We start from the raw sequence: 8,777 nt of genomic DNA, 5'->3' as shown, positions 1-8,777 counted from the left end.
TTGTTCCTTCTACTTGTCAATAATTTGGAGAAGTGGTAGTAAGATGGGAAATATACCATTTCTCTAAAAGTATTGCTACAATCCGCATAGTTATTTTTGCTACATACAATTAACCAAAAGATTGCTACTGCTAGATGATTTGGGAGAAATGGTATAAAAATAATGACTGAGTTACAATAGTTGAATAGACATAATTTTAATAACAGAAGATAACCATGAGCGAATTATCAATCCGCCCCGCGCTAATCACTAAAGTTATTCCCGATTCTATCGCCGCCGAGATCGGATTTGAACCTGGAGACTCGATAGTATCTATCAACGGTCAAAAACCTCGCGATTTAATTGACTACCAATACCTCGTAGCCGACGAATTTCTAGAACTGGAAGTATTAGATATTAAAGGTAAAAGCCACAACCTAGAAATCGAAAAAGACTGTGACGAAGACTTAGGCTTAGAATTTGAAACCGCCCTTTTTGACGGATTAATTCAGTGTAATAACCGCTGCCCTTTTTGCTTCATTGACCAACAACCACCGGGCAAACGCGAAACTCTATATCTTAAAGATGATGACTATCGCCTCAGTTTCCTTTATGGCAGTTATCTTACCCTAACTAATTTAACTCAAAAAGAATGGGATAGGATCGAACAAATGCGACTATCTCCCCTTTATATTTCCGTTCATGCAACTGAGCCCGAAGTGCGAATTCGCCTATTAAAAAATTTCCGGGCTGGTAAAATTTTAGAGCAAATTAAATGGTTTGAAGAGCGGCGTTTGCAAATTCACGCCCAAGTTGTTGTCTGTCCCGGAATTAATGATGGCGAACATTTAGAACGCACTCTGTTAGATTTAGCTAAATTTCATCAAGGTAATATTCCTGCGGTTGCATCTGTGGCAGTAGTTCCAGTTGGTTTAACCCGATGGCGACCCGGAGAGGATGAACTTGTGCCAGTGGTAGCCCAAAAAGCGCAAGAAGTAATCAAACAAGTACAATCTTTACAAGCTAAACTGCGACAAGAAACGGGAGCAAATTGTATTTGGTTAGCCGATGAATGGTTTTTAATCGCAGGTGAAGAATTGCCCTCTGCTGCTGATTACGAAGATTATCCGCAAATAGGCAATGGTGTCGGTTCTATTCGTCAATTTATCCAAGAATTTGAAGAAGCCATCAAGAAATTACCACCACAGAAAATAAATCCGCCGCGAAAATGGACTTGGGTAGTTGGCAATGCTGTAGAAAAAGCTTTTGAGCCGATAGTGCAGCGGCTAAACCAAATTGAAGGGCTGGAAGTTAATATGGTAGCTTTAGAAAGCGGTTATTGGGGAGTCGCGATCGCCGTTACAGGGTTGCTGACCGGTCAAGACTTGCTCGCAGGTTTGCAGGGGCGGGACTTCGGGGATGGCATTCTGCTACCATCGGTCATGCTCAAACAGGGAGATAGCCTGTTTTTAGACGATATGACCCTTGAGGAAGTAGCCCAAAAGCTAAAAACGTGCATTTTTCCAGTCATGGGAGTTGAAAACCTGATCCTGACTGCCACTCGGGCAGATCATAGCAACCGCCTTGGCGGTTAGGGGTTTGTTATGCTTTTTCAGATTCGCGATGAGACTAAGCGAACTATTCTATCAGTGTTTGTAACTTTTCGTGTCTGAATCATTGCAAAAACCAAAACGTTCTCTAGCGGGGATCGCTGGAATTGTGGCGATCGCCACTCTGATCAGCAAAGTCTTTGGGTTAGTTCGCCAACAGGCGATCGCGGCCGCTTTCGGCGTAGGTACCGCTGTCGATGCCTACAACTACGCTTATGTCATCCCCGGCTTTTTGTTCATTTTACTAGGCGGCATCAACGGGCCATTTCATAGCGCCATTGTCAGCGCTTTAGCCAAGCGTGGCAAGTCAGAAGCGGCCCCCCTAGTAGAAACGATCGCCACTTTAATCGGCGGCATCCTGCTTTTTGTGACCGTTGGTTTGATTATTTTTGCCGATCCCCTGATAGATTTAGTCGCGCCGGGATTGACGAGAACAGCAGAAGGTTTAGAAATAAGAGCGATCGCGATCCAACAATTCCGAATTATGGCACCAATGGCCTTACTTGCTGGATTAATTGGCATTGGTTTCGGCACTCTTAACGCCGCTGATATGTATTGGTTGCCATCAATTAGTCCCTTATTTTCCAGCGTTGCAGTCATTGGCGGCCTCGCCTTTTTCGCTATGCAAGTAGGAGACAAAATTACTCAGCCCAAATATGCCTTAGCTGGCGGCTTAGTATTAGCTTGGGGAACCCTAGCTGGTGCAGCAATGCAGTGGTTAATCCAAGTATTTGCCCAATGGCGATCTGGTTTGGGAACATTGCGTTTGCGCTTTGAATTTCAGCAGCCAGGAGTGCAGGATGTAATGAAAGTGATGATTCCTGCAACTTTATCGTCAGGAATGTTGCAAATTAATGTCTATACTGACTTATTTTTTGCCTCTTATATTCCCCAAGCCGCTGCTGCAATGGGCTATGCAGGGTTATTAGTAATGACTCCTTTGGGGATTATTTCTAATGTAATTTTAGTACCTTTTTTGCCGATATTTTCCCGGCTGGCAGATCCGAATAATTGGCATGAGTTAAAACAGCGAATTCGCCAAGCATTAATTCTCACTGGCATTACGATGTTACCGTTAAGCGCCTTAATGGTAACGCTGGCGCTGCCAATTGTGCGGGTTGTTTACGAGCGCGTTGCTTTCAAACAGTCAGCTTCGCAGTTTGTAGCCCCCGTATTGATGGCTTACGCCATTGGAATGTTTGTTTATTTGGGGCGCGATGTAGTTGTTAGAGTATTTTATGCTTTGGGAGATGGAGAAACGCCTTTTCGGATCAGCATTTTGAATATTGTGCTGAATGCGTTATTGGATTATTTCTTAGTAAAATATTTTGGTACCCCTGGCTTAGTCTTGGCAACAGTGGGAGTAAATATTATTTCGATGGTCATGCTTTTATGGCTGTTAAATTCTAAGCTAAATGGGTTGCCTTGGCGGGAGTGGATTTTGCCATTTATGGGCTTAACTGCTGGGAGTTCTCTAACGGGTTTAGTGGCTTTGGCTACTTTGCAAGGATGTCAAAGACTTTTAGGTACTGAGGGATTGTTAATTCAGTTAGTAGAATTGAGCGTTGCTAGTTTTGCAGGGTTGGGAGTTTTTGCCATTTTTGTTACTCAGATGAAGTTGCCGGAAGTTGATATGTTTGTTGATAGGTTGCGGCAGCGATTTGGGAGATGAATTTGGAATTTAGGAGTAAAAATATCTGGCAATTGATACCCAATCCGGGTTATTCATCCCCTTTATTAGTAATAATCCGTCATTGCGAGCCAAGCTTGCTCGCAATGACAATAAAGCGATTGAAAAGGCGATTGAAATCGCGGCTAAATAAACGAAGTCCGCCTACGCGGACTAAAGAATAAAGGGTATTTGAGCGGACATGATTTAAATTTAGAATTCAGAAGTCATACCAAATTTAAATTCAATATCCTCTTATTTCTTAGTCCGCGTAGGCGGACTTCGTTTGTGTAGTTGCGGTTTCAACCGCCGAATAATAAAGGGGACTTAACTGAATCCTGAGTTCTTAATTTAATGTTTTCATCACATTTGCCGCTGAAATTCCTCTAGGATATCCATTAGCTGCACCTGGCACTGCATCGGTACTAAATCTCCTAAAGACATCTCTCGTTTACCCCCGCCCAATTTAACAGGAATGCCTTGGAGAACTGCGGCTACTCTGTCTGTATCTAAATTACGATTTGTTAGGAGCGGATAAAGTTGTTCGGCAACAACTGTATGCAAGTGGGCATCTTTTAGATACAAATGCCACTTCGCTACATCGATATAGATATTATCGCCAATTTCGGCGGCGAGGGATTCTATTTTTTGGGTGGTGTTAGTATTAGCCATATTTAAGGAAGAAGGAAGAAGGAAGAAGGAAGAAGGAAGAAGGAAGAATTGGGTTTTAATTGTTCTTTCTGGCTACTTAATATTCGATCGGGAGTTACGCACAGTTTACGTAAGTCTTATTGAGATTATTCTGGCTTTTGACTGGGGAGGGAATAATTGGCGATCGCAAACACATAAACTCCATGTGCGAATATAAACCCTGTCCATCCTAGCGTCACCCAAGTTGCCCAAGGCCACTCAGCTTTCTGCAAATTGTGGAAAAACCACAAGCTAGAATTGGCAGCAGCAAACAGAGCAAAATGGATGGCAAAATTCATCCGGTCATCTAAACGGCGGTAGTCGGGATCTTGGCGGTCTGGTTTGCGGGGCCAACGAGGGGGCATAACTTTCAATTCCTGAACAGTTTTGAATCCCTGATAGGGAATTTGCTAGTTATCTATTTTAATATTAGTTGGAGCTTTTTCAACATTGTCTCCCTCCCAAGACAGGGAATTAATGCGATCGCTGGCAATTCCAGTTACGATTCGTTACATTTAACCAAATCTCGATCACAGATTAAAGCAATAGTATATCACAAAATTTACCGCAATCTACTCGATCGTGAAAATTAAATTATTGAAAAACAAGTAGTCAGTAATAAATTTACTGATTCTGTTGCTGTTGCTGCTGTTGCTGTTGCTCCAACTGTTGCCTCTGGAGATCGAGTTGTTGCTGCTGAATCTGTCTTTGAAGCTCAAGTTGCTGATTCTGAATATCATTCTGCCGTTGTCTTTCTTCTTCTGTTCGCCGTCGATCTTCCTCCTGTTGCCGAATTTGCCTAAGCTGATTGCGCCGATCGAAGTCTCCGCCTAAAAATAACCTTTGAAAAGTATTAATAGTTGTCTCTACCCCAGTAAACCATCCAGTCACTCCACTAATAACGCCCACAACTCCTGACACTGGCTGTAAGATTTGATTGACATTATCTGCTAACCTAGTTAAGCCAGAACGAGGAACAATAATAACATCATTGTTGCGAAGGCTGGGGTTGTTTTCTGCATTCAAACCTTGGGAAAAATCAACGTCAATCGAGCGACGAGTAACAGTACCGTTGGGGTTCAAACGCAATAGTTCCACAGTCTTTTTTTGAGCGCGGACTTGGTTAAAACTACCTGTAGCTAGCAATGCCTGATGTAGGGAAGTATTAGGCGTAACTTCCACTGTTCCGGGTCTGAGAACTTCCCCAACAACATTGATCCGAATTGAATTAGGAGAAAAACTGGTAGCAGCGATTTGGGAAATTTCGGCTATATCTACATTTTCCGCAGTTGGGACAATAATACTGTCTCCTTCTTGCAATAGTACGTCTTGGCTAATGTCCCCTGTTTGTAACAGATCCCAGAGATTGACACTAATAATTTGTTCGTTGCCTGTTTTGAGGCGGCGGCGTACTTGTACTCGGCGAAGATCGGCTTCTAAAGTAATACCGCCAGCAATTTTAATTGCCCTAGTTACTGTTGGTAAACCCACTAAAGTACCCTGTTGCTGATCGATCGCGACAAAACCTAGTTCGGTTTGCTGGTTACTCGATCGCAAATCTGAGGCAAATACTGTATAAGGGCCGGGGCGATTCACTTCGCCGACGATGACGACGCTAATAGGTTGAGTGATATCGGCAGAAAAATTAGCATTTGCTCTTTGGCGGACTTCTTGACTGTTAACTTCTGTTGCACTCGGAACGAAAATTGTATCTCCGTCTCGCAAGGTGATATCTTGGCGTAAATCTCCTGTCTGTAAAAATTCTTGTAGGTTGACGTTAATTACTTGTTCGGGGCCGCTTCTTTGGCGGCGGCGCACTTGAATTAACCGCAAATCTCCTCCGGGGGTAACGCCTTTTGCTAATTGCAACATTTCGATTAAGGTGGGAAATTTGACTGCTTCGCCTTCTCTGCTGGCGCTGATTTTGTAGGAACCGGGGCGGCTGACTTCTCCGGCGATGCCAATTGTCAGGGGGCGAGGTAGAATCAGTGTGAGGGTGACGATGGGGGCGGTGATGTAGGGGTCGTAGAGTTTGGCGATCGCATCGGCGGCCTGTTGCTGGGTGAGTCCTTGTACGTAAACGCTGCGAATTAGCGGTAAGTTGAGGGTTCCATCGACGAGAATTTGATATTCTTTGCTAAATTCGGGGACACCGATGATGTCTAAACTGATGCGATCGCCTGCTCCTAGAGTGTAACCCTGTTCTGGCGATCGCGTGCCTAAATCGTTACTCGGTATTTGCTGCGATCGCGGTGGCGGAGTCACTGGCAAGGGTGCGAACCGTCTGGGATTGGGCGCTGGAGTCCTAGTTCCCGGTAACTGAGCTAAGCTGGGTAAGATGCTACTCATCGTCAGCAAGCTTGACAAGCTAAGACTTTTAACTATTTGACTTGTGTATTTCAGCCCCTTGTTATTGCTGAGAAAATGATGATTTCTGCTCATATTTATCCCCTGACGATCGCCTACCAGTTTTCGGAGTGATTTTTTCATCCCTATTTAAGCTTAGTTTAATAGGACTTACGCAGGGAGCCCCAGAAACGGGTTTTTGAGAGCATCTGTGGGTAGCAGCGAAGTATTTTCGTCAAAAAACCCGGTTTCTTTGGTTGGGTGCATAAGTCCTGTTTAACTCAAAAATTTCCGGGACTTCTAGGATGATTTGCATTCTGTTTTTTGATACTTAGAGATTGCTCAGGTTAAAAAGGATTTCTTGAGAGCGCTTGATGGCGATCCGGGCGATCGCAGATAATAGGGGAAATTTATCGGCATAATCTGCTTGATTTCGATATCGGCGAAGCACTTTTAAATTATCAGCAATTAGTTGATATCTTGAGTCAGGATTAATATCAAATTCTTGCCAAATATAGTGGTGAATGTCGCTTGTTTTTGGCAATGAATGACCTTGTTTATCTCGCAAATAGTTCCGCGCTAAGATGAAAGCGGCATAATACGAACGACTGATAGCATCCCTTAATCGCGCCTCCCCTTCAGCAGGAATAGTTGCTTCACCAGCTAGTTCTTTTGCTAAAGTCAGGTATTGCGACCAATCAAAACTCATCATTGTATTCCAAAATAGTATAAAAATGCTTCCGGACTTCGTGGGACAATCCCCTAGACCAATTTTTACGCAATTCGTCTTCTCTCTCCATTGCTTCATCGGGATCGAGGTCAGTTAAGATGATTGAGAGAAGCAGATGAATATAGTTAGGAATTTCGGGGTCATTGATGACTTGAAGTAATAGTTTTTGTTCGGGAAAATAAGAGCGAATCTCAGCGGGCGCTTCCAGCACAACGGGAAGCAAAAAGGGATATTTTTTAATAAATTCTATAACTTCTGTTTTGTCTCGGAAGATGTATGATTTTTCCAGGGATTCAATGTCTGATTCGGAAATGAGAAAAGGCGCGACTCTGGGTTCTGATATCTTTTGTAAGATTAAGGATGCTATGGCATTTTGTTCTGCTTCTGGTAGTTGAGAAACAGTGGTAAAAGTTTCTGCTAATAGGTTATTCATTTGTACCTCTATTATCGTTTAAAGTTAGTTTAACTCAAGGATTAGTCATGGTGCAACTGATTGAGAACCGCCGCGAAAACGCTCGGTAAATTCAGGATATTTTTCCAAATCTTGCAATGATTCTAAGGCCGGCATTTCAATCCAATTGCCTTCCTGATGTAGCTTGTCTACATAGGCATGAAAAGCTTCCTCATCATCCCGATGGGCGATAAAGTAATCATGCAATTCTTTCTGACTCATTGCTTGAAAATTAGGCTTATTCATCCGATGTATCTCCATCGTCCGTTAGGGTATATTTCTATGATATTTTCTTCACCTGCCAGGAAAAATATATTCCCTGTGCGTTCATCCATACGAACAACGTTGATAGGCAAGTAAAGCTTAGTGAACCAACAGCACAATACATAGCACTGATTTTTTTGTTCAGGTGTGGGTGTAATAATCTGAACTCCTCAACATCACTTCACTATCCGAGTTTAGCATCTTGCGCGTTTATTAGTGGGTAGCAGAGTCTTTTGAATCTAATTTATTTCCCCTAGAAGAAAAATATTGCCAACCTCAACCATTGAATTCCTAAAAATAAATCGAGTCGCCAGAGGCGACCTCCCAAGTGTAAAGAGTAAGAAGTGCATAGCACAAAAGGGCAAAAGTGTCAAGGGCTAAGAAGACCACGCACCCGAACAAACAACCCGAAAACCGATGTAGTAGAGGCGATAGTCCAGCGAGTTAAAGAGACGAAAAGCAGCGCGGCAAGGGTCAGCATAGCTGAGCCAAGAACCACCGCGCAGCAGCCGGGTTCGGTTATCATTCATAATATTGACTAATAAATCATAGTCTTGATAACGATTATCATTATTCTTTTCGTCCCACTCTCTCCCATCTTGCGGCGCACCTTGATAGTTATTATGCCAAGGGTCTGCACACCATTCCCAGACGTTGCCGTGCATATCGTACAATCCAAAGGCGTTGGGTGGAAAACTCCCTACAGGTGTCATTTCTTTGCGGTAAACCCCCTTCGATGCTGCACCGTAGGGATAATTGCCATCATAATTAACTAATTCTGGGGTAATTGTTTCGCCAAAATAGAATGGTGTTGAGGTGCCGGCGCGACAAGCATATTCCCATTCTGCTTCTGAGGGTAAACGATATTTCTTGCCGGTTTTTTGAGAAAGTTTTTGGCAGAATGCCACAGCGTCATACCAGGTTACTAATTCTACAGGACGTTTCGCGCCTTTGAAGTTAGAAGGGTTATTTCCCATCACGGCTTCCCATTGTTCTTGAGTGACTGCATATTTACCCATAAAAAAAGGGGCAACAGTA

Annotated in this window: 10 protein-coding genes; 2 read left to right on the top strand and 8 right to left on the bottom strand. The window is 43.3% G+C overall.

The features are described from left to right. Positions 1–215 precede the first annotated feature (215 nt). Together OSCI_RS16955 and murJ are read left to right on the top strand one after the other, a co-directional pair. A complete protein-coding gene (locus OSCI_RS16955; protein ID WP_007356271.1) occupies positions 216–1,574 on the top strand; it encodes a TIGR03279 family radical SAM protein in 1,359 nt (452 codons plus the stop codon). Positions 1,575–1,644: 70 nt separating this feature from the next. After that, positions 1,645–3,261: a murein biosynthesis integral membrane protein MurJ gene (gene murJ, locus OSCI_RS16950; protein WP_007356270.1), complete on the top strand. Its 1,617-nt coding sequence runs from the start codon at positions 1,645–1,647 to the stop codon at positions 3,259–3,261. Positions 3,262–3,621: 360 nt separating this feature from the next. On the opposite strand, the gene OSCI_RS16945 is transcribed toward murJ, so the two are convergent. The 8 genes from OSCI_RS16945 to OSCI_RS16915 all read right to left on the bottom strand — a co-directional run. Next, positions 3,622–3,930 (bottom strand): DUF3181 family protein, encoded by a 309-nt coding sequence (locus OSCI_RS16945; protein ID WP_007356269.1) that lies wholly within the window; start codon positions 3,928–3,930, stop codon positions 3,622–3,624. 125 nt (positions 3,931–4,055) lie between these two features. Further along, positions 4,056–4,313, bottom strand: a complete 258-nt coding sequence (locus OSCI_RS16940; RefSeq protein ID WP_007356268.1) for a 2TM domain-containing protein — start codon at positions 4,311–4,313, stop codon at positions 4,056–4,058. Positions 4,314–4,572: 259 nt separating this feature from the next. Next, on the bottom strand, positions 4,573–6,438 hold the full coding sequence (locus OSCI_RS16935; protein WP_324603627.1) for an SLBB domain-containing protein: 1,866 nt from the start codon (positions 6,436–6,438) through the stop codon (positions 4,573–4,575). A 187-nt stretch (positions 6,439–6,625) separates the two neighbouring features. Further along, the gene (locus tag OSCI_RS16930) at positions 6,626–7,006 is read right to left on the bottom strand and encodes a HEPN domain-containing protein (RefSeq protein ID WP_007356266.1); all 381 of its coding nucleotides are present in this window, start codon (positions 7,004–7,006) and stop codon (positions 6,626–6,628) included. After that, the gene (locus OSCI_RS16925) at positions 6,993–7,457 is read right to left on the bottom strand and encodes a hypothetical protein (protein ID WP_007356265.1); all 465 of its coding nucleotides are present in this window, start codon (positions 7,455–7,457) and stop codon (positions 6,993–6,995) included. Before OSCI_RS16925 ends, OSCI_RS16930 begins: the two co-directional genes overlap by 14 nt. A 45-nt stretch (positions 7,458–7,502) precedes the next feature. Continuing rightward, on the bottom strand, positions 7,503–7,721 hold the full coding sequence (locus OSCI_RS16920; protein WP_007356264.1) for a DUF6887 family protein: 219 nt from the start codon (positions 7,719–7,721) through the stop codon (positions 7,503–7,505). Continuing rightward, the gene (locus OSCI_RS32450) at positions 7,718–7,897 is read right to left on the bottom strand and encodes a DUF6888 family protein (protein ID WP_071592500.1); all 180 of its coding nucleotides are present in this window, start codon (positions 7,895–7,897) and stop codon (positions 7,718–7,720) included. Before OSCI_RS32450 ends, OSCI_RS16920 begins: the two co-directional genes overlap by 4 nt. 219 nt (positions 7,898–8,116) lie before the next feature. Then, positions 8,117–8,777 (bottom strand): formylglycine-generating enzyme family protein (locus tag OSCI_RS16915; RefSeq protein WP_039962467.1); only part of this gene is annotated, 661 nt, incomplete at its 5' end.

This window comes from Kamptonema sp. PCC 6506, assembly GCF_000180455.1.
In the GTDB taxonomy this organism is placed as follows: domain Bacteria; phylum Cyanobacteriota; class Cyanobacteriia; order Cyanobacteriales; family Microcoleaceae; genus Kamptonema; species Kamptonema formosum.
This window is presented reverse-complemented; position numbering and strand designations above follow the sequence as displayed.

Bases quoted from the DNA above. Each gene is read 5' to 3' on its own strand.
- OSCI_RS16920 (WP_007356264.1), bottom strand. From the start codon at position 7,721: ATGAATAAGCCTAATTTTCAAGCAATGAGTCAGAAAGAATTGCATGAT.
- OSCI_RS16945 (WP_007356269.1), bottom strand. From the start codon at position 3,930: ATGGCTAATACTAACACCACCCAAAAAATAGAATCCCTCGCCGCCGAA.
- OSCI_RS16925 (WP_007356265.1), bottom strand. From the start codon at position 7,457: ATGAATAACCTATTAGCAGAAACTTTTACCACTGTTTCTCAACTACCA.
- OSCI_RS16955 (WP_007356271.1), top strand. From the start codon at position 216: ATGAGCGAATTATCAATCCGCCCCGCGCTAATCACTAAAGTTATTCCC.
- OSCI_RS16930 (WP_007356266.1), bottom strand. From the start codon at position 7,006: ATGATGAGTTTTGATTGGTCGCAATACCTGACTTTAGCAAAAGAACTA.
- OSCI_RS16940 (WP_007356268.1), bottom strand. From the start codon at position 4,313: ATGCCCCCTCGTTGGCCCCGCAAACCAGACCGCCAAGATCCCGACTAC.
- OSCI_RS16935 (WP_324603627.1), bottom strand. From the start codon at position 6,438: ATGAAAAAATCACTCCGAAAACTGGTAGGCGATCGTCAGGGGATAAAT.